Origin of the sequence: Micromonospora humida, from assembly GCF_016901255.1 — a bacterium.
Lineage (GTDB): Bacteria > Actinomycetota > Actinomycetes > Mycobacteriales > Micromonosporaceae > Micromonospora > Micromonospora wenchangensis.
Genome location: NZ_JAFEUC010000004.1, coordinates 173,266 through 191,161 on the forward strand (window position 1 = coordinate 173,266; position 17,896 = coordinate 191,161).

Genomic DNA, 17,896 nt, shown 5'->3' on the forward strand with positions numbered 1-17,896 from the left:
GGTGGGCCCATGCCCCGGTACGAGTTCCGCTGCCGCGCCTGCGGCGACACCTTCGAGGTCAACCGACCGATGGCCGAGGCCGGTGCGCCGGCTGACTGCCCCCAGGGGCACGCCGACACGGTCAAGCTGCTGTCCACCGTGGCGGTCACCGGCCGTGGGGGCGGCTCCGCCACCGGTGGCGCTCCGGCGGGTCCCGCCGCCGGCGGTGGCTGTTGCGGCGGCGGCTGCGGCTGTTGACCTGACCGGATCGGCTGGCGCCGGAAGCGGCCGATGTAACGGCTCGACGCACCGGTGCGCCGAGATCAGTGACCCCTTGGGTCTGATATCGCCCGACCGTTCTCACGATGCGTGACCGGTCGACCATAGGGCAGCATGAACCCGACGTCAGGGGTGGAGGTCACGCATGTCGCCACGGATGCACCTCCCGAGCGGTTGGGTGACCTTCGTTTTCACCGACATCGAAGGTTCCACCCGGTTGGCGCAACTGCTCGGGTCCGACTACCGCCCGGTGCTCTGGGAGCACCGCCGGCTGCTGCGTGACACCCTGGCCGAGACCGACGGCGCGGAGCTGCTGACCGAGGGGGACTCGTTCTTCCTCGCCTTCCCGGACGCGTCGGCGGCGCTGACCGCCTGCCTGACCGCGCAGCGGGCGCTGTCCACCCACGACTGGCCCAACCCGGAGGCCGCGCCGAGGGTACGGATGGGGCTGCACACCGGCTTCGCCGAACCCCGCGACGGCGAGTACGCCAGCCCCGAGGTGCACCGGGCCGCCCGGGTGGCCGCCGCCGCGCACGGCGGGCAGGTGCTCTGCTCGGCGTCGACCCAGCGGCTGGCCCACCCGTTGCCCGCCGGGGCGACCCTGATCGACCTGGGCCTGCACCGGCTGCGGGGCTTCGACGACCGGGAACGGTTGTTCCAGCTCGTCGCGCCGGGGCTGGAACGGCAGTTCCCCCGCCCGAACACCGCCGAGGCGCTGGCGCACAACCTGCCCACCCAGGTCACCTCGTTCGTCGGCCGGGACACCGAGCGGGTGGAGCTGGATCTGCTGATCCGCCGCCAGCGGTTGGTCACGGTGGTCGGCGCGGGTGGGGCCGGCAAGACCCGGCTCGCCGTCGAGGTGGCCTCCGGTCAGGTGGAGGCGTACCCGGACGGCGTGTGGTTCGTCGACATCGCCACGGTCACCGACCCGGGGCTGGTGGCGTTCGCGATCGCCGCCGTGCTCGGGGCCCGGCCGGAACCGGGCCGCCCGATCCTGGACACCCTGGTCGAGTACGCGGCCGTCCGGCGGATGCTGGTGGTGCTCGACACCTGTGACGCCCAGCCGGCGGCCTGCGCCGAGGTGATCTCCCGGTTGCTCGCCGGAGGCAGCGGGCTGCGGGTGCTGGCCACCAGCCGGGAGGCGTTCGGCCTGCCCGGCGAGGTGGTGTGGCGGATTCCGCCGCTGGCGGTCGACCCGCAGCCGGGGCGTACCGAGAGCGACGCGGTGGCGCTGCTGCTGGACCGTACGGCGGCGGCCCGGGGTGGCCGGCCGCCGGAGTGGACGGAGGCCGGCGACCTGCGCCGGGTGGTGCAGCGGCTGGACGGGTTGCCGTTGGCGATCGAGCTGGCCGCGGCCCGGTTGCGGGTGCTCTCGGCCGGTCAGTTGGCGGCCCGGCTGGACGACATGCTGGGCACCCTCGACGCCGGCCGGGGCGTGCCGGAGCGACCCCCCGAGCGGGGCTGGGCGGGCAACCAGCAGGACACGGTGGACCTGGTCGCCGCCGCCTCGGGCCAGACGCCGCCGAGCGCCGCGCACCGGGCGGTGCAGCGGTCGGCGACCGAACGGCACCTCACCATGCAGGCCACGGTCACCTGGTCGTACCGGACGTTGGGGCCCCGTGCGGCCCGGCTGCTGCACTGGTTGGCGGTCTTCACCGGGCCGGTGGACCTGGCCACGGTGGAGTGGCTGATCGGTGACGACCCGCTCGACCCACTGTCGGTGCTGGTGGACAAGTCGATGGTGCTGGCCGAGCCGCACGCCTCGGGCAGCACCTACCGGATGCTCGACCCGATCCGGGCGTACGCGGCGCGCAGGCTGGTCGAGACCGGCGAGGAGCAGGCCGCCCGGGACCGGCACGTGGCCTGGGCGCAGCACGCGCTGCACCGGGCCCACCTGGGGGCGGACGGCCGCCCGGTCACCCTGTCGCTGTACGCGGTCGACCCGCTCGCCGGTGAGCTGCGCTCGGCGCTGCGCTGGTCGGCCACCGGGGGCAGTGCCCGGGCCGGGCTGCTGCTGGCCGGTGGGCTGGACCAGTGGTGGCGGGAGCGCGGGCTGTCCCGGGAGGCCCGGCTGTGGCTGTTCCGGCTGTACGGGCGGATCGCCGAGACCGGCGAGGCGATCCCCGAGGCGGAGCTGGCGGCGGCGTACCACCTGCACTCGCTGCACGCCGGTGCGGACGGCGAGTTCGCCGAGGAGCTGCGGTTCTCGCAGCGCGCGGAGGCGGCGGCCCGGCAGGCCGGCGACGCGGGGCTGCTGGCCCGGGTGCTCGCCGGGCGGGCCGTGCCGCTCGTCGACATGGGGCAGTTCACCGAGGCGGAGCGGGTCTGCCGGGAGGTCATCGACTGGGCCAACGAGCAGGAGGTCGGTGGGGACGCGTTGCTCGCCGTGTACCACCTGGCCGAGCTGCTGTGGCGGCGGGGCGCGCTGGTCGAGGCGGCGGAGCTGCTGGGGCGGGCCCGCCCGGTGGAGGCGGCCCGCCCGGTGGAGCGCGGGCGCCGCTCGGTGGACATGCTGCTGGGCATGGTGGCGCTGGCGCGGCGTGACCTGGTGGCCGCGCACGAGCACCTGCTGGTGGCGTTGCGGGCCCGGATGGGGCACGGCTACCACGGGCGGGCCTGCGACACGGTGAACGCGGTGGCGGTGCGCTGCGCGTTGGGCGGGGAGCCGTTGACGGCGGCCCGGCTGTTCGGCGCGGCCCAGGCCACCCGGGCCCGGCTGCGCGGCACCCCGGGCATCTACGGCTCGTACTGGCTCCAGCAGCAGGCCGAGCTGCGACGCATCCTCGGCGACGCGGCCTTCGACGCCGCGTACGGCGAGGGTGGTGAGCTGGGCCTGGAGGAGGCAGCGGCGTTGGCGTTCGCGGTGGAGCACCCGGACATGGCGGCCGACTCGATCCGGTTTCGGGCGACCGGCGTGGTGACGCCCCGGCCGGTCGGCCGCCGCGAGGCGGACCGCCGGGAGGAGTGGGCCTGACCCGTCGTGCCGTCCAGGGTCGCCCGGACGGCACGACGGGCCGGGCGTCGGTCAGCCGCGCCGGGCGGCGGCCCGTTCGGCGTCGGCCTTCATCCGGGCGGCCCGGTCGAGATCGGCCTGCGATACGGCGGCGACCGAACCGAAGATGCTGACCGCCTGGTAGTACGTCCAGGCGAGGCTGGTGCAGGCTGGTCGGACGACGGAGTTGTAGGTGGCGCAGACCCGCTTCAGGTCCTCGTAGAAGGCGCTGTCCAGGCGGGCCTTGTTGGCCGAGAAGATCCCCATCGCCTTGTGGTTGCGGTAGCCGAAGTCGTGCCGGTAGCAGGAGAGGTTGAAGGTGAAGCCGAGCGGGTTGTCCGGGCTCGACGAGCAGTAGTCGGTGGACCAGTCGAAGCCGTAGTCGGCCCAGGCGGCCTGGTTGAGGCGGCCGGCGTTCCAGGCGTTGTAGCTGCTCGCGCTGGTCTGGGTCCAGCTGCTCAGCACGCTGAGCTTCTGCGAGGTGCTCACCGCGGCGGACGCGGGTGAGCCGACGCCGAGCATGCTGAGCAGGGCGAACGTGCCGGCGGCGAGGGCGGTGGCGAGACGACGGGACAAGTTTTCCTCCGCGGGATGGGCGGTACGGTGCGTCACCGGATGGTCACCGGAGTTCGATCAGTCTCGATCAATATCCGGTCGGTGGGGCGTGGCGGAGGCGACGTATTGGTGACATGCGTCGAAACAGACGAATGCCCCGGGTGCGTGGGCACCCGGGGCGTCCGAGGTCGATCAGATCAGCGCACCACCCGGGCCGGCGAGGCGGCGCTCTCGTTCCACAGCCGGTCCAGCGCGGTCACCTGGTAGGTGTAAGCCCGGCCGGGCTCGGCGGTGCCGTCCACCCAGGACTGCGGTTGCCCGGGGGTGGCCCGGACCGTGCCGACCAGGTGCGCGGCGTCCGCCCGGCCGCACCCGTCGACCGGGCCGGACCCGTCGAAGCGGTAGACCGCGTACGAGGTGGCGTCGGCGAGCGGGCCCTTCCCGTCCGCCGGCTGCCGCCAGTGCAGCCGTACCCCGTCGGCGGTGCGCTCGGCGCGGGTGAACACCGGGCGCGGCAGCGGCTTCGCCGGCAGGTGCGCCATGGCCGGCACCAGCGCCGGGCGGGAGTAGTGCGCGGCGGCGTAGCGGCTCGTCGCGCCCAGCCGGTCGGCCCGTACCTGCACGGCCGAGAAGTGCACGTTGCCGAGCACCTCCGGGTACGCCCGGTTCAGCGTCAGGTGGTCCGACAGTTCCTGCGGGTTCATCCAGTACGTGCCGTACGCCGGGTCACCGCTCTTGTAGTCCGCCTGGCCGATGTAGAGCTGCACCCGGGTGCCCCGCACCGTCTGCGCCCACCAGGGCACCAGCCGGGCGTAGTCGGCGGCCGGATACTGGCCGATGTACCAGTAGAGCTGCGGCACGATGTAGTCGATCCACTCCTGCTTGACCCACCTGCGGGTGTCGGCCGAGATGATGTCGTACGACTGGCTGCCGGTGGTGTCCGAGCCGTCCGGGTCGGCGCTGGCGTTGCGCCAGATGCCGAACGGGCTCACCCCGAACTTCACCCACGGCTTGACCGCCTTGATCCGGCCGCCCATCTCCTGGATCAGCAGGTCGATGTTGTCCCGCCGCCAGGCGGCCCGGTCGGTGAACCCCCGGTGGTACGCGGCGAACGTGGCGTCGTCGGGCACCGGGTAGGTGCCGCTCGGGTACGGGTAGAAGTAGTCGTCGAAGTGCACGCCGTCGAGGTCGTACCGGCGGACCGCGTCCAGCATCGCGGTCTGGACGAACTCGCGGACCTGCGGGACGCCGGGGTCGTAGTAGAGCCGGCTGCCGGCGACGCCGGCCGGCGGGTAGGCGAAGGTCCACTCCGGGTGCTGCCGGGCCGGGTGGTCCGGGGCGAGCTGCCCCAGGTCGGCGCCCGCACCCCCGGGTGCCGGCATGGAGATCCGGTACGGGTTGAACCAGGCGTGGAACTCCAGGTTCCGCAGGTGTGACTCGGCGACCAGGAAGGCCAGCGGATCCCAGCCCGGGTCCTGCCCCCGTACCCCGGTCAGGTACTCCGACCACGGCTCGTACGGCGACGGCCAGAACGCGTCGGCGGTCGGCCGGACCTGCACCACCACGGCGTTGTGGTGCAGCCGCTGCGCGAGGTCGAGCCAGCCCCGGTACTCGGCCTGCTGGGCGGCGATCCGGTCGGGGGCGGTACGCGAGCCCGCGCTCGGCCAGTCGATATTCACCACCGACGAGATCCACATGGCCCGGAACTGCCGCTTCGGCACCGCCGGATCGACCACGCACTCGTCACCCGCCGTGGCGCTGCCGGCGGCCACCCCGGTCGTCGCGGCACCGCCACCCCCGCCGGTGGCCGCGGCTGTTCCGGTTCCCCCGCCGGTGGCTGCCGCCGTTTCGGTTCCCCTGCCGGTGGCCGCGGCCGGCCCGCTCCCCGCGAGCCCGCTGACCGCTACCAGCGCCAACCCGACCACACCGATCCCGAGTCTGCTCACCACACTCTCCCTCCTCCGGTACCGGCCCACCCGCCCGCCTCCTCCGCCGCTCGCCCTAACACCCCTCCGACCGCTCGCCCTTCCGCCTCCCCGCCCCGCCTCCGGCCGCTCCCCGACGCCCCCACCTCGCGGCGGTGATCAAGAGGTTTGCGTCAGCGGAAGCGCCAGAATTGACGCGAACCTCTTGATCACCGGGGCGGGGCGGGGCGGGGCGGGTGGGGGCGGGGAGCGAGGGGAGGGTGGCGGGAAGTGGCGGGTTGGGTGGGGGGATGGGAGGAAATTTTCATACTTGGGGGTGCTGGTGCAAGGGGTGGTTGCAGGGGATGTGGGTGGGGGTGACCGAAAGTGGTTAGCGGGGGACAGGGCGTTGATATGGGTGGGGTGATTGGGGTGGGGTTGGGGTGGGTAGCAACGCCCGGCACCGGCCGTCAGCAGGGCGGTCGCGGTGGTGGGAGGGGTGAGCGCAGTGTCCGTGCTGCGAACCAAACCGATCAAGGACGTGGTTGCCCAGGGCAACGCCGACGGCAGTGACGGCACCCCCGGTCTGAAACGACGACTCGGAGCCCGCGACCTCACCGGGTTCGGCATCGGCATCGTGATCGGCACCGGCATCTTCACCCTCACCGGCATCGAGGCGCGCGACAGCGCCGGGCCGGGTGTGGTGATCTCGTTCGCCATCGCCGGGGCGGTCGCCCTGCTCGCCGCCCTCTGCTACGCCGAACTGGCGTCCAGCGTGCCGACCGCCGGCAGCGCCTACACCTACGCGTACGCCACGATGGGCGAGATCGTCGCGTGGATCATCGGGTGGGACCTGCTGTTGGAGTTCGCGCTCGGTGCGGCGGTGGTGGCCCGGGGCTGGTCCGGTTACCTCGCCGAACTGTTCGGCCTGCCGAGCACCTGGTTCGCCGAAGAGGGCAGCGTGGTCAACGTCGGGGCGATCGGCATCGTGCTGCTGCTCGGCGTGGTCGCCATCGTCGGCATCCGCGAGTCGGCCCGGATCACCAACCTGCTGGTCCTGGTAAAGGTGGGCATCTGCGTCTTCGTCGTGGTCGCCGGGTTGTTCTTCGTCAAGGCGGCCAACCTCACCCCGTTCATCCCGCCGGCCGAGCCGGCCGGTGCCGGCGACGACGGGATCAAGCAGCCCGTCACCCAGGCGCTGTTCGGGCTGGAACCCTCCGTCTTCGGTTTCGTCGGGGTGCTCACCGCCGCCGCCGTGGTCTTCTTCGCGTACACCGGCTTCGAGGCGGTGGCGAACCTGGGTGAGGAGACCAGGCGGCCCAAGCGGGACCTGACCCTGGGGCTGTTCGGCACCCTGCTGATCTCCACCACGCTCTACATCGCAGTCTCGCTGGTCGTGGTCGGCATGGTGCCGTACACCGAGATCGACCGGGGTGCCCCGATCGCGGCGGCCTTCAACGCGGTCGGGGCGGGTTGGGCCGGGGTGCTCGTCTCCATCGCCGCCGTCGCCGGCCTGACCAGCGTGATCCTGGTCGACCTGGTGGCCATGGGCCGGATCGGCTTCGCCATCTCCCGGGACGGCCTGCTCCCACCCGCCGTGGCGAAGATCCACCCGCGCTGGGGGACGCCGTACCGGATCTCGGCGGTGATGACGGTCGCGGTGGCGCTGCTCGCCGGGTTCCTGCCGCTGTCGGCCCTGGCCGACCTGGTCAGCATCGGCGCGCTCTGCGCCTTCATGATCGTCTCGATCGCGGTGCCGATCCTGCGCCGCAAGCGCCCCGACCTGGAACGGCCGTTCCGGGTCCCGTTCTCCCCGGTGCTGCCGATCTTCACCGCGCTGGCCTGCCTCTACCTGACGCTCAACCTGTCGGTCGAGACCTGGATCAGGTTCCTGGTCTGGATGGCGCTCGGCGGCGTCGTCTACTTCTGCTACGGCTACCGGCGTAATCGCCTCGCCGTCCAGGAGGCCGAGGAGCGCGCCAAGGAACCCGCCTCCGCCTGACCGCCCGGCGGGTGCCGGCCGGGACCACCGGCCGGCACCCGCCGGGCCCGGTGGGGTCAGGGGCGCGGTGCGAAGCGCAGCAGATTCCAGGAGATCCCCGGCAGGCGTACGACGCAGCGGTCGCCGTCGACGGTGCCGGTGGGCAGCTCCCGGGGGGTCACCCGGTCGGGCTCGGCCTCGGTGTTGACCGCGTCCGGGTCGTCCCCGGCGACGAGGGCGAGGTGCTGCACCGGGTGCAGCCCCGACAGGCCCCGCAGGTCGAGATCCAGGGGGAGGTCGTCGGTGCCCCGGTTGACCGCGAACACGGTCAGCGCGCCGGACTCCTCGTCGTGCAGTGCGACGGTGTCCAACACCGGCACGTCGCCGTACCGCTTCGTGGCGTAGTGCGGTGAGACCGGCTCGGTGCGCAGCACGGTGCCCGTGGCGTACCGGGCGGTCAGGGCGAACGGGTGGAAGATGCTCTGCCGCCAGGCCGGCCCGCCGGTGCGGGTGCGGATCGGGGCGATCACGTTGACCAGCTGCGCCTGGCAGGCCACGCCGACCCGGTCGGCGTGCCGGAGCATGGTGATCAGCAGGTCGCCGACGACCACCGCGTCGACAGCCGTGTACTCGTCTTCGAGCAGCTCCGGCGCCTCGACCCAGCCGCGCCGGTCCAGGTCGGCCTGGACTCGGGACTGGTACCAGACGTTCCACTCGTCGAAGGAGATCTTCAGCTTGCGGGTCTGCCGCAGCCGGGCGGCCACATGGTCGGCGGTGGCGACGACCTCGCTGATGAACTGGTCCATGTCGACGGCTGAGGCGAGCAGGCTGGCCCGGTCGCCGTCGGTCGGGTCGTAGTAGGTGTGCGCCGAGACGTAGTCGACCTGCTCGTAGGTGTGTTCCAGCACGGTCGCCTCCCAGGAGGCAAAGGTGGGCATGCCCCGGCCGGAACTGCCGCAGGCGACCAGGCTGACCGAGGGGTCGATCAGCTTCATCGCCCGCGCGGTCTCGGCGGCGAGCCGGCCGTACTCCTCGGCGGTCTTGTGGCCGACCTGCCAGGGGCCGTCCAGTTCGTTGCCGAGGCACCACAACCGCACCCCGTACGGCTCCTGCGCGCCGTGTGCGCGGCGCAGGTCGGACAGCCGGGTGCCGCCCGGGTGGTTGGCGTATTCCAGCAGGTCGCACGCCTCCTGCACGCCCCGGGTGCCGAGGTTGACCGCCATCATCGGCTCGACCTGTGCGGCGGTGGCCCAGGTCATGAACTCGTCGAGGCCGAACGCGTTGGTCTCGATGGTCTTCCAGGCCAGGTCCAGCCGGCGGGGGCGGTCGTCGACCGGGCCGACGCCGTCCTCCCAGCGGTAGCCGGAGACGAAGTTGCCGCCGGGGTAGCGGACCACGGAGACGCCCAGTTCCCGGGTCAGCTCCAGCACGTCGCGGCGCAGGCCGGACGGGTCGGCTCCGGGGTGCCCCGGTTCGTGGATGCCGCCGTACACGCAGCGGCCCAGGTGTTCCACGAAGGAACCGAAGAGCCGGCGGTCCACCGGGCCGATCGTGAAGGCCGGGTCGATCGTCAACCGCGCTGCACGCACGGGCCCCACCTCTTCCCTGAGCTGCTCGGAGCGACTGCGGTCGATGCACCGCCCCGCGTTTGTATACCGTTGTCGCCAACGTTGTAAAGGATCTGTCGCGGGCCACCGTCGGCCGGCGGACGTGGGAGGGAGCGGGGACGTGCGCCACCGCCTCAAGGACGTCGCCGAGCGGGCCGGGGTGTCGGTCAAGACCGTGTCGAACGTGGTCAACGGCTACCAGCACGTCCGTCCGGAGACCCGGGCCCGGGTCGAGGCGGCGATCGCCGAACTCCGCTACCGACCCAATCTGTCGGCCCGCAACCTGCGCAAGGGGCGTACCGGCGTGATCGCCCTCGCCGTGCCGGAGCTGGACGTGCCGTACTTCGCCGAGCTGGCGCGGCACGTGGTGGCCGCCGCCGCCGACCACGGCTGGACCGTGCTCATCGACCAGACCGGCGGTGGCCGGGAACGGGAGAAGGTGGCCGCCGCCGGCGTGGGCGACCACATGATCGACGGGCTGATCTTCAGTCCGCTGTCGCTGTCCGCCGACGACCTCGTCGGCCTGGAACTGCCGATGGTGCTGCTCGGCGAGCGGACGGACCACGGCCGGGCCGACCACGTGATGATCGACAACGTGGCCGCCGCCCGGGAGATGACCGCCCACCTGATCGGTCTCGGCCGCCGCCGGGTCGCCGCCGTCGGCGCGCAGCACACCCCCGAGGGTGCCGGCGCCCGCCTCCGGCTGGCCGGCTACACCGCCGCCCTGGCCGACGCCGGCATCGGGTACGACGAGCGCCTCGTCGCCGACACGCCGGCCTGGCACCGCGCCGACGGGGCCGCCGCCATGCGTCACCTGCTCGCCTCGGGTGCCCGCCCGGACGCGGTCTTCTGCTTCAGCGACACCCTCGCCCTCGGCGCGCTACGCGCCCTGCACGAGGCCGGTCTGCGGGTTCCCGCCGACGTCGCCGTCGCCGGCTTCGACGACATCGAGGACGGCCGGTTCAGCGTCCCCACCCTGACCACGGTCAGCCCGGACAAGGAACGGATCGCCCGGCTCGCCGTCGACCTGCTCGCCGGACGGCTGGCCGGTGAGCGGGACGCGCCTGCCCGGGAGGTCACCGCACCGCACCGGCTGGCCTTCCGGGAAAGCACCGCCTGACGCCTTCGTCCGCCCGCGCTACCGGCCCCCGGCGGCTGCCGTTTCGCCACAGCCACAGCCACAGCCACAGCCACAGCCGCAGGCACTGGCTCACAGTCAGTCGAAGAAGCGGGCCAGGTGGGCGGGGGACACCGGTGGCGCGTCGGCGGGCAGCGGGGTCAGGTCGGCGAAGATGGACGCGCCGTCGCAGCCGGCGTGCAGTGGATACCAGCGTGGGGTCCCCGGCGGGCGCTGGCCGCACACCCCCTTGATCGTCTGTACGTCCAGCAGCCGGACGTGGGTCGGGTCGGCCACCGCGTTGACATGCCCCCACCAGGGGCTCATCACGTGCAGCACGCCACCCGGGCGGAGCACCCGGTGGCACTCGTCCACCAGCGGCAGGAAGTCGATCAGGTGCTCCAGGATGTGCACCGTGAAGATCACGTCGACGGAATCGTCGGCCAGCGGCAGCGACCCGGACAGGTCCGCCACCGCGTCCACCCCCGGGGCGGGGAAGATGTCCAACCCGAGGTTCGCCGGATACTGCTTCTGACCGCCGCAGCCCAGGTCCACCACCACCGGGTCCCGACCGGCGACCCGCACCCGCCCCCACACGCCGTACACCCCGGCCAGCCGGCCGACCAGCTCGCGGACCAGCCGCAACTGCTCCGGTCCGGGCACCTCCCCGCTCAGGTGGGCGACCCCCCGGTCGAACCGCACCGCCACGGCGAGCCCGCGTAACCGCTCGTCGTGGCGGGCCTGCTCGGCCCAGGCAGCTTCGAGGAACCCGTCGAGCGCCCGCAGCCGTTCGGCCGAGGGCGGTGCCTGCGCCAACGCGACCATGGCCACCTCCCGCCGGCCGTTACCCGCTTCCCGGCCCGGCACACCACCCGATCTGCTTCGCCAGCGCCGGCCGGGTCAGCCGCCGGCACGTCGGGTGGGCCGGCCGACGGCCCGGATGCGCTGCCGGGGCGCACCTGCCGCCTTCGGGCGCTTGAGGTGATAGCGGTGCAGCTCGTTGTGGCCCTCCAGGGACGGGTCCTCGCTCATGCCGACGAGTTCCCAGCCCTGGTCACCGGCCCGGTTCAGATGCGCCAGCGCGGTGTCACCGTAGGCGGTGACGTCGGTCATCGAGCCGTCCGGGCCGTACCAGACGAAGACGACCTCCCAGCTGAGGTCGGAGGCGGTCGGCTGGCGACGGCGGACCAGCAGCGCGTACTCCCATCTGAGCATGACCCCATTGTCACCCGGCGGCCGACGGGTGACGCCGATCAGTCCTCGGCGATCCGTCCGTCGGCGACCCGCAGCCGCCTGTCGACGCTGACCGCCTCCAGCATCCGCCGGTCGTGGGTGACCAGCAGCAGCGTCCCCGGGTAGCCGGCCAGCGCCGACTCCAACTGCTCGATGGCCGCCAGGTCGAGGTGGTTGGTCGGCTCGTCGAGCACCAGCAGGTTGACCCCCCGGCCCTGCAGCAGCGCCAGCGCCGCCCGGGTCCGCTCGCCCGGCGACAGCGTCGCCGCCGGCCGCAGCACGTGCGCGGCGCGCAGGCCGAACTTGGCCAGCAGTGTCCGCGCATCCGCCGGTGCCATTTCCGGTACGGCGGCCCCGAACGCCTCCAGCAGCGGCTCGTCGCCGAGGAACAGCCCCCGGGCCTGGTCGACCTCGCCGACCACCACCCCCGGGCCGAGCGCGGCGTGCCCGGCGTCGAGCGGAAGCCGACCCAGCAACGCCCCCAGCAGGGTGGTCTTGCCGGAGCCGTTCGCCCCGGTGATCGCCACCCGGTCGGCCCAGTCGATCTGGAGGTTCACCGGCCCCAGGGTGAAGGCGCCCCGGCGGACCACCGCGTCGCGCAGCGAGGCCACCACCGCGCCGGCCCGGGGCGCGGCGGCGATCTCCATCCGCAGCTCCCACTCCTTGCGGGGCTCCTCGACCACGTCGAGGCGTTCGATCAGCCGCTCGGTCTGCTTCGCCTTGGCCGCCTGCTTCTCCGTCGCCTCGGCCCGGAACTTCCGGCCGATCTTGTCGTTGTCGGTGGCCTTGCGGCGGGCGTTCTTCACGCCCTTCTCCATCCAGGCCCGCTGGGTGCGGGCCCGGGCCTCCAACGCGGCCCGGGTGTCGGCATACTCCTCGAAGTCGGCCCGGGCGTGCCGGCGGGCCACCTCCCGCTCCTCCAGATACGCGCCGTAGCCGCCGCCGTAGTGCCGGACCTGCTGCTGTGCCGGGTCGAGTTCGAGCACCCGGGTCACCGTCCGGGTCAGGAACTCCCGGTCGTGGCTGACCAGCACCGTGCCGGCGCGCAGCCCGGTGACGAACCGTTCCAGCCGGTCCAGGCCGGCCAGGTCCAGGTCGTTGGTGGGCTCGTCGAGCAGGAAGACGTCGTAGCGGCTGAGCAGCAGGGAGGCCAGCCCGGCGCGGGCCGCCTGGCCGCCGGACAGGCCGGTCATCGGGTGGTCCAGGTCGACGGTGAGCCCCAACTCGGCGGCGACCTGCTCGGCGCGTTCCTCCAGGTCCGCCCCGCCGAGGTCGAGCCACCGCTCCAACGCCCCGGCGTACGCGTCGTCGGCACCGGCCGTGCCCGCGGTGAGCGCTTCGGCGGCCGCGTCCAGGGCGGCCTGCGCGCCGGTGACCCCGGTCCGGCGGGCCAGGAAGTCGCGGACGGTCTCGCCCGCCCGGCGTTCCGTCTCCTGCGGCAGGTAGCCCACCGAGGCCCCCGGCGGGCTCAGCGTGACGCTGCCCTCCTCCACCGGCTGCACCCCGGCCAGCGTGCGCAGCAGTGTCGACTTGCCCGCCCCGTTGACCCCCACCAGCCCCACCACGTCGCCGGGAGCGACGACCAGGTCGAGGTCACTGAAGAGCATCCGCTCCCCGTGCCCGGCGGCGAGTCCCTTGGCGATCATCGTGGCGCTCATGAGGCCCCGAGCCTAGCGCCCGCCGATCCGGGGCGGGGACACCGCGCGGCCCGGCCCGGCCCGCTGCCGCCCGGTCGACGGGGGCGGTGGTCCGTGCGCCAGATCGTGGAGAGTTCTTGCGGCCATGGCGACAACAACTCTCCACGAACCTGCGCCCTCGCCGCCTATGCAGGTCACCGCCGCCCGTCGCCACCGCCGGCACGTCTCCCGGGTCGGCCGGTGGTCGGGCTGCCGGCCCGCGTCGGCGGAAGGTGGGGGACGGGCGGGAGAAACGGGGGCGGGTGGGGCAAGGTGGGTGGGTGGGATTGACGTTGGCGATCGACTGCGGCGGCGGCGGCATCAAGGGCTCGGTGCTGGACGGGGACGGCACCCTGCGGGCGTCGGTGATCCGGGTGGACACCCCGTACCCGTTGCCGCCGGAGCTGTTCGTCAAGACGCTGCTGGAGCTGGCCGGCCGGCTGCCCCCGGCGGACCGGGTCACGGTGGGGATGCCGGGCATGATCCGGCACGGGGTCGTGGTGGCCACGCCGCACTACGTGACCCGGTCCGGGCCGCGCAGCCGCGTCGACCCCGACCTGCTCGCCGAGTGGTCCGGGTACGACGCGCGGCGGGCGGTCACCGAGGCGTTCGGGATGCCGGCGCTGGTGCTCAACGACGCCGAGGTGCACGGTGCCGGGGTGGTCGCCGGGACCGGCTGCGAGCTGGTGCTGACCCTCGGCACCGGGCTGGGCAGCGCGCTCTTCGACGGCGGGCGGCTCGCCCCGCACCTGGAGCTGTCCCACGCCCCGGTCCGTTGGGGCACCACCTACGACACGTACGTCGGGGAGCCGGAGCGGCGGCGGCTCGGCGACGCCTTCTGGTCTCGCCGCATCCGGCAGGTGGTGGACGGGCTGCGCCCGGTGTTCCGCTGGGACCGGCTCTATCTCGGCGGCGGCAACTCGCGGCTGATCCGCCCCGAGCAGGTGGCCCGGATGGGCGACGACGTGGTGATCGTGCCCAACACGGCCGGAATCGTCGGCGGTGTCCGGGCCTGGCAGTTGACGGGCGAACGGGACGACCCGGCCTCCTGAGTCACAAGTCGACCCCCAGGAACACTCGCGGTACGCCCGGTGTTGTGCCAGCGTCGGAGCAATGGCGACGTGACGCGAGGGGGTGGGTCGGGATGGATCTTCTGGCGGAGTACCGACGGGCGACCATGTACTTCGAGATGGGTGACCCGAGCGGAGCGGTCCGGCTGCTGGAGCCGATCGTGGCGGCCGAGCCCGGCAACTCCTCCGTACGTCAGCTGCTGGCCCGGGCGTACTTCCAGACCGCCCAGCTCGGCCGCGCCGAGGAGCAGTTGCGGGAGCTGGTCGACCGGGACCCCAGCGACCACTACGCCCACCACGTGCTGGGCCGGACGCTGGAGCGGCTGAACCGCTACCCGGACGCATTGCGCCACCTGCGCATCGCGGCGGCCATGCACTCGACCAACGACGACTACGTGACCGCGCTGCGCCGGGTGGAGAGCCGGGTCGGCAACGGTCGCTGAGTCGGAGACCGCGCCGGGCCGGGGGAAGGGGTTACTACCCTTCCCCCGGCCCGGTTCCGCGTCTGGTCCAGGCCAGGAACCGCTCGAACAGCTCGGCCGGGGTCGGTACGGCGTTCGGGTTGAGGGTGACCAGGTCGCCGGTGGCGTCGAACAGTTGCCCGGCCATGTGGACGGACAGCCCGACCCGGTCCCGCCGGTATTCGAGGATCAGCAGCAGCCGGGCGGGCTGACACGGCCAGGGCGCGGCGCACACCCGGCACAGCCAGAGCGGCCGCATCGGTACGTGTGGCCGGACAGCCCCGCCTGGGCGGGCATGCACCGCCGATGCGTTCGAACTGCGTCGAGTTCCGGTATCGAACCGGTCACGCGGTCTGCTGGCACTGCTCCGGCTGAGGTCCATCGAGTTCTCCGTGGCGTCGACCATCAGCGTGTGGGACGAGCGGGCCGTGCGGGCTGCTGCGACATCAGTCCAGCGTGTGGGCCTGCTCGCCACTTGTCAAGGTGCAAGGGTGTATTTGCCAAGGTGCAGTCTGACTAGCTGCGGTTTGACCACTGGCGGTCTGGCTACTCTCGCGCCGTGCCACGCCACCTCTACGGGGCGGGCGAGATCACGACCCGGCTCGGCGTCAGCCGGCAACGGGCACGTCAGATCATCGACCGGCCCGACTTCCCCAAGCCGTACGACCGGCTCGGGATGGGTGCCGTGTGGCTCAAGGCCGAGGTCGAGGCGTGGATCCGCGAACACCGCCCCCACCTCGGCGAGGCGGACCACGACGAAGAGTCCGCCTGACTCGGCCAGTGGTCGTCGACGGGGTGCTCATGCCGGAGCACCCGACGAAGCCTGAGCCTCGTCCCGACGCGTGCCGGCCTACGATTGGCCTGCCATGGCGGCTGCGCAGGTGGGGGAGGCGGGATGAAGCTCAAGCTGGACCTGCACGACATCTTCAACAAGGGCCACGACATCGACCGCGCCCTGCGCGGGATCATGGACGAGGCGGTGGCGAAGAAGGCCACCCTGGTCGAGATCATCCCGGGTAAGGGATCCGGCCAGCTCAAGAAGAAGGTGCTGCGCTTCCTCGACCAGAAGGACGTCAAGCAGCTCTACCACCGGGTCGAGAAGGACTCCAAGAACTTCGGCCGCCTCTTCGTCCACTTCCGCTGGAAGTAGCGCTGTTAGGCGGCGGTTCCTGTGCTCACGTGGACAGCGACGACCGGAGCGTGTCTCCAGCGGGTACGTCGCATTGTTGGGGGAGTTAGCGGATCGATGAGAGCGCGGGGTGGCGCTGGCTGGAACATCTGAGGTGCTCGTATGGCTCATCCTGACGTTGTAGCTTTGGTCATAGGTCGATGACATTCTGTGGTGGTGACGACGACCACTAAGCCTCGTGCTGAGGGTGCTGGCGAGCGAAAGAACCTTCCCCCAGCGATGTTGGCCGCTCTCTGGACCGTCAGTAACGGCCAGTGCTATGCCCCCAACTGCCCAATGCCGGTCGTGCTGGAGGTGCGGCCCGGTGTGTACCAGAAGAACTCTCAGGTAGCCCACATTTACGGCGTGAAGCCGAAGTCTGCCCGGTTCCAGGGAGAGATGTCTGCGGAGGAACGTGACTCGTTTGCCAACTTGCTCCTACTCTGCCTGGCCCATCACGAGGAGGTGGACGGCGACGAGAGCCGGTATACGCCCGAGGTGCTGAAGTCTTGGAAGGCTCGGCATGAGGGTGAGGCGGGCGCCGTGCTTGCCAGGTTGCGAGTACCCGACACTGAGACCCTGGGCAGGGTGCTGACGGAACTCGCGGAACCTCCACTAGAGCGGCTTGAGGCTGTGACCAAGCGGTTGGAGGAGACTGGCGTGGCCAACTCTGAGACCGTCGCGGAGCTTAGAGGCATCATTGCGACCATTGCGGCGGTTGGAGGTGGGGTGAGCGGCCAGACGGCACGGTCCCTTGCTTACGCGGCCGAAGTGTTCGGCGAAGGCAGTTTCGACCGTAGTGCCCGCGCTGCTGCATACGCTGCGGAGGTGTTCGAGGGTGACAGTTTCGGCCGCAGCGTCCGCGCGGCTGCCCAGGTCGCCGATACTTTGCCTCACTTGGTCAAGCAGCTAGAGCGGGCAGTTCGGCGGATGAGTCAGTTCCAATAGTCCCAGGTACGATCACGACGGCCGGTCAGAAGTCCAGGACGGCGACCGTCTCCCCCTCGCTCTGCTCGCCGGTCGGCCGGAAGCCCAGCTTCAGATAGAAGCCCTCCGCCCCGCCCTCGCGGGGCACCCAGGTGACGTACGCCCGGTTGCCGCCCCGGGCGCGGATCTCCGCGCACACCGCCTCGACGGCGAACCGCCCGTAACCCTTCCCCTGGGCGTCGGCGGCGATGTTGAGTTTCCAGAGGCCGGACCGGACGTCATCGGGGTTGTCGCCCCACGCGTAGTCGAGGAAGGCCATCAGGAAGCCGACCAACCGGTCGCCATCGAAGATCAGCCTCGGCCAGGCGATGTCCGGGAAGACGTACGCCTCGGCCAGTGACTTGACCACCGGCCCGACCAGATCCTCCTGATCGGGCCGCACCGACAGTTTGAGCGCCGCCTCGTAGTTCTCCGGGGTGACCTTCTCCAGCCGCATCCTGCGGACCGTAGTCCGCCCCGCCGGTCCGGGCGACCGGTTATCCGGGCCATCCGGGGCGCCCCACCGTGTTCAGGCTGCCGACAGCCTCCGTACGACGTACTGGTTGAGGCTCATCCCGTCTTCTGCGGCATGGATGGCCAACTCGCGGTGCAGGCTTTCACCGACGCGCACGTTGAATTTGCCCGAGTACCTCCGATCGGCATACGGCTCCGGGACTTCCTCGCCCTGCTGCTCCAGGTCTGCGACCACCTCACAGAGTAGGTCGCGGAGTCCTTGCAGGGCTTCGATCTGCGAGGGGGCCAGCCAGGACAGCGAGGGAAACTCGGCGCAGGTGGCGACAAACTCGTTGTCCTGCGCCGACCACGTGACGCGATAGGTGTAGTGACTCACCTCGGGGCGAACGTCCTGCATCACATGGCCTCCCACGCTCCGGACATATGGTATCGCC

General features: G+C 72.1%; 17 protein-coding genes and 1 pseudogene. 9 read left to right on the forward strand and 9 right to left on the reverse strand.

Going from position 1 to position 17,896, the window contains the following annotated elements:
• The first annotated feature begins 9 nt into the window (after positions 1 to 9).
• Together JQX11_RS10410 and JQX11_RS10415 are read left to right on the forward strand one after the other, a co-directional pair.
• Positions 10 to 237 carry an FmdB family zinc ribbon protein gene (locus tag JQX11_RS10410; protein WP_204924783.1) on the forward strand — a complete coding sequence of 76 codons (228 nt, stop codon included), beginning with the start codon at positions 10 to 12 and terminating at the stop codon, positions 235 to 237.
• A 166-nt stretch (positions 238 to 403) separates the two neighbouring features.
• Positions 404 to 3,232 (forward strand): ATP-binding protein, encoded by a 2,829-nt coding sequence (locus JQX11_RS10415; protein ID WP_204924784.1) that lies wholly within the window; start codon positions 404 to 406, stop codon positions 3,230 to 3,232.
• Positions 3,233 to 3,283: 51 nt separating this feature from the next.
• On the opposite strand, the gene JQX11_RS10420 is transcribed toward JQX11_RS10415, so the two are convergent.
• Positions 3,284 to 3,826 (reverse strand): phospholipase, encoded by a 543-nt coding sequence (locus JQX11_RS10420; protein ID WP_204924785.1) that lies wholly within the window; start codon positions 3,824 to 3,826, stop codon positions 3,284 to 3,286.
• A gap of 176 nt (positions 3,827 to 4,002) precedes the next feature.
• A complete protein-coding gene (locus JQX11_RS10425; RefSeq protein ID WP_443673937.1) occupies positions 4,003 to 5,751 on the reverse strand; it encodes a glycoside hydrolase family 10-like protein in 1,749 nt (582 codons plus the stop codon).
• 457 nt (positions 5,752 to 6,208) lie between these two features.
• On the opposite strand from JQX11_RS10425, the gene JQX11_RS10430 reads away from it, so the two are divergent.
• Positions 6,209 to 7,711 (forward strand): amino acid permease, encoded by a 1,503-nt coding sequence (locus JQX11_RS10430; RefSeq protein WP_372444575.1) that lies wholly within the window; start codon positions 6,209 to 6,211, stop codon positions 7,709 to 7,711.
• 56 nt (positions 7,712 to 7,767) lie between these two features.
• Here the strand turns inward: JQX11_RS10430 and arfA are convergent, their stop codons facing one another.
• Positions 7,768 to 9,279: an arabinosylfuranosidase ArfA gene (gene arfA / locus JQX11_RS10435; RefSeq protein WP_204924786.1), complete on the reverse strand. Its 1,512-nt coding sequence runs from the start codon at positions 9,277 to 9,279 to the stop codon at positions 7,768 to 7,770.
• Positions 9,280 to 9,418: 139 nt separating this feature from the next.
• Here arfA and JQX11_RS10440 point away from each other — a divergent pair, with 139 nt between their 5' ends.
• A complete protein-coding gene (locus tag JQX11_RS10440; RefSeq protein WP_204924787.1) occupies positions 9,419 to 10,417 on the forward strand; it encodes a LacI family DNA-binding transcriptional regulator in 999 nt (332 codons plus the stop codon).
• Between the two features lie 96 nt (positions 10,418 to 10,513).
• On the opposite strand, the gene JQX11_RS10445 is transcribed toward JQX11_RS10440, so the two are convergent.
• The 3 genes and pseudogenes from JQX11_RS10445 to JQX11_RS10455 form a co-directional block, all read right to left on the reverse strand.
• Positions 10,514 to 11,239, reverse strand: a complete 726-nt coding sequence (locus tag JQX11_RS10445; protein WP_204924788.1) for a methyltransferase domain-containing protein — start codon at positions 11,237 to 11,239, stop codon at positions 10,514 to 10,516.
• A 144-nt stretch (positions 11,240 to 11,383) separates the two neighbouring features.
• Positions 11,384 to 11,629, reverse strand: a pseudogene (locus JQX11_RS10450) (hypothetical protein); the annotation flags it as partial.
• Positions 11,630 to 11,667: 38 nt separating this feature from the next.
• Positions 11,668 to 13,305, reverse strand: coding sequence for an ABC-F family ATP-binding cassette domain-containing protein (locus JQX11_RS10455; RefSeq protein ID WP_204924789.1), 1,638 nt, complete (start codon positions 13,303 to 13,305; stop codon positions 11,668 to 11,670).
• 299 nt (positions 13,306 to 13,604) lie between these two features.
• Here JQX11_RS10455 and JQX11_RS10460 point away from each other — a divergent pair, with 299 nt between their 5' ends.
• Both JQX11_RS10460 and JQX11_RS10465 read left to right on the forward strand, forming a co-directional pair.
• Positions 13,605 to 14,375, forward strand: a complete 771-nt coding sequence (locus tag JQX11_RS10460) for an ROK family protein (protein WP_204924790.1) — start codon at positions 13,605 to 13,607, stop codon at positions 14,373 to 14,375.
• 92 nt (positions 14,376 to 14,467) lie between these two features.
• Positions 14,468 to 14,836, forward strand: coding sequence for a tetratricopeptide repeat protein (locus JQX11_RS10465; RefSeq protein WP_088644718.1), 369 nt, complete (start codon positions 14,468 to 14,470; stop codon positions 14,834 to 14,836).
• A 34-nt stretch (positions 14,837 to 14,870) separates the two neighbouring features.
• Here the strand turns inward: JQX11_RS10465 and JQX11_RS10470 are convergent, their stop codons facing one another.
• On the reverse strand, positions 14,871 to 15,113 hold the full coding sequence (locus JQX11_RS10470) for a hypothetical protein (RefSeq protein WP_232377628.1): 243 nt from the start codon (positions 15,111 to 15,113) through the stop codon (positions 14,871 to 14,873).
• Between the two features lie 300 nt (positions 15,114 to 15,413).
• On the opposite strand from JQX11_RS10470, the gene JQX11_RS10475 reads away from it, so the two are divergent.
• The 3 genes from JQX11_RS10475 (at position 15,414) to JQX11_RS10485 (ending at position 16,970) form a co-directional block, all read left to right on the forward strand.
• The gene (locus JQX11_RS10475; protein ID WP_204924792.1) at positions 15,414 to 15,626 is read left to right on the forward strand and encodes a helix-turn-helix transcriptional regulator; all 213 of its coding nucleotides are present in this window, start codon (positions 15,414 to 15,416) and stop codon (positions 15,624 to 15,626) included.
• A 123-nt stretch (positions 15,627 to 15,749) separates the two neighbouring features.
• The gene (locus JQX11_RS10480; RefSeq protein ID WP_067315484.1) at positions 15,750 to 16,004 is read left to right on the forward strand and encodes a Smr/MutS family protein; all 255 of its coding nucleotides are present in this window, start codon (positions 15,750 to 15,752) and stop codon (positions 16,002 to 16,004) included.
• Positions 16,005 to 16,199: 195 nt separating this feature from the next.
• Positions 16,200 to 16,970 carry a hypothetical protein gene (locus JQX11_RS10485; protein WP_307826143.1) on the forward strand — a complete coding sequence of 257 codons (771 nt, stop codon included), beginning with the start codon at positions 16,200 to 16,202 and terminating at the stop codon, positions 16,968 to 16,970.
• A 25-nt stretch (positions 16,971 to 16,995) separates the two neighbouring features.
• On the opposite strand, the gene JQX11_RS10490 is transcribed toward JQX11_RS10485, so the two are convergent.
• Both JQX11_RS10490 and JQX11_RS10495 read right to left on the reverse strand, forming a co-directional pair.
• Positions 16,996 to 17,445 carry a GNAT family N-acetyltransferase gene (locus tag JQX11_RS10490; RefSeq protein WP_204924793.1) on the reverse strand — a complete coding sequence of 150 codons (450 nt, stop codon included), beginning with the start codon at positions 17,443 to 17,445 and terminating at the stop codon, positions 16,996 to 16,998.
• A 72-nt stretch (positions 17,446 to 17,517) separates the two neighbouring features.
• A complete protein-coding gene (locus JQX11_RS10495) occupies positions 17,518 to 17,859 on the reverse strand; it encodes a type II toxin-antitoxin system HicB family antitoxin (protein WP_204924794.1) in 342 nt (113 codons plus the stop codon).
• Positions 17,860 to 17,896 lie beyond the last annotated feature (37 nt).

Coding starts and splice junctions, on each gene's coding strand:
- JQX11_RS10410 (WP_204924783.1), top strand. CDS start 10: ATGCCCCGGTACGAGTTCCGCTGCCGCGCCTGCGGCGACACCTTCGAG.
- JQX11_RS10415 (WP_204924784.1), top strand. CDS start 404: ATGTCGCCACGGATGCACCTCCCGAGCGGTTGGGTGACCTTCGTTTTC.
- JQX11_RS10445 (WP_204924788.1), bottom strand. CDS start 11,239: ATGGTCGCGTTGGCGCAGGCACCGCCCTCGGCCGAACGGCTGCGGGCG.
- JQX11_RS10455 (WP_204924789.1), bottom strand. CDS start 13,305: ATGAGCGCCACGATGATCGCCAAGGGACTCGCCGCCGGGCACGGGGAG.
- JQX11_RS10465 (WP_088644718.1), top strand. CDS start 14,468: ATGGATCTTCTGGCGGAGTACCGACGGGCGACCATGTACTTCGAGATG.
- JQX11_RS10470 (WP_232377628.1), bottom strand. CDS start 15,113: ATGCGGCCGCTCTGGCTGTGCCGGGTGTGCGCCGCGCCCTGGCCGTGT.
- JQX11_RS10480 (WP_067315484.1), top strand. CDS start 15,750: ATGAAGCTCAAGCTGGACCTGCACGACATCTTCAACAAGGGCCACGAC.
- JQX11_RS10490 (WP_204924793.1), bottom strand. CDS start 17,445: ATGCGGCTGGAGAAGGTCACCCCGGAGAACTACGAGGCGGCGCTCAAA.
- JQX11_RS10495 (WP_204924794.1), bottom strand. CDS start 17,859: ATGCAGGACGTTCGCCCCGAGGTGAGTCACTACACCTATCGCGTCACG.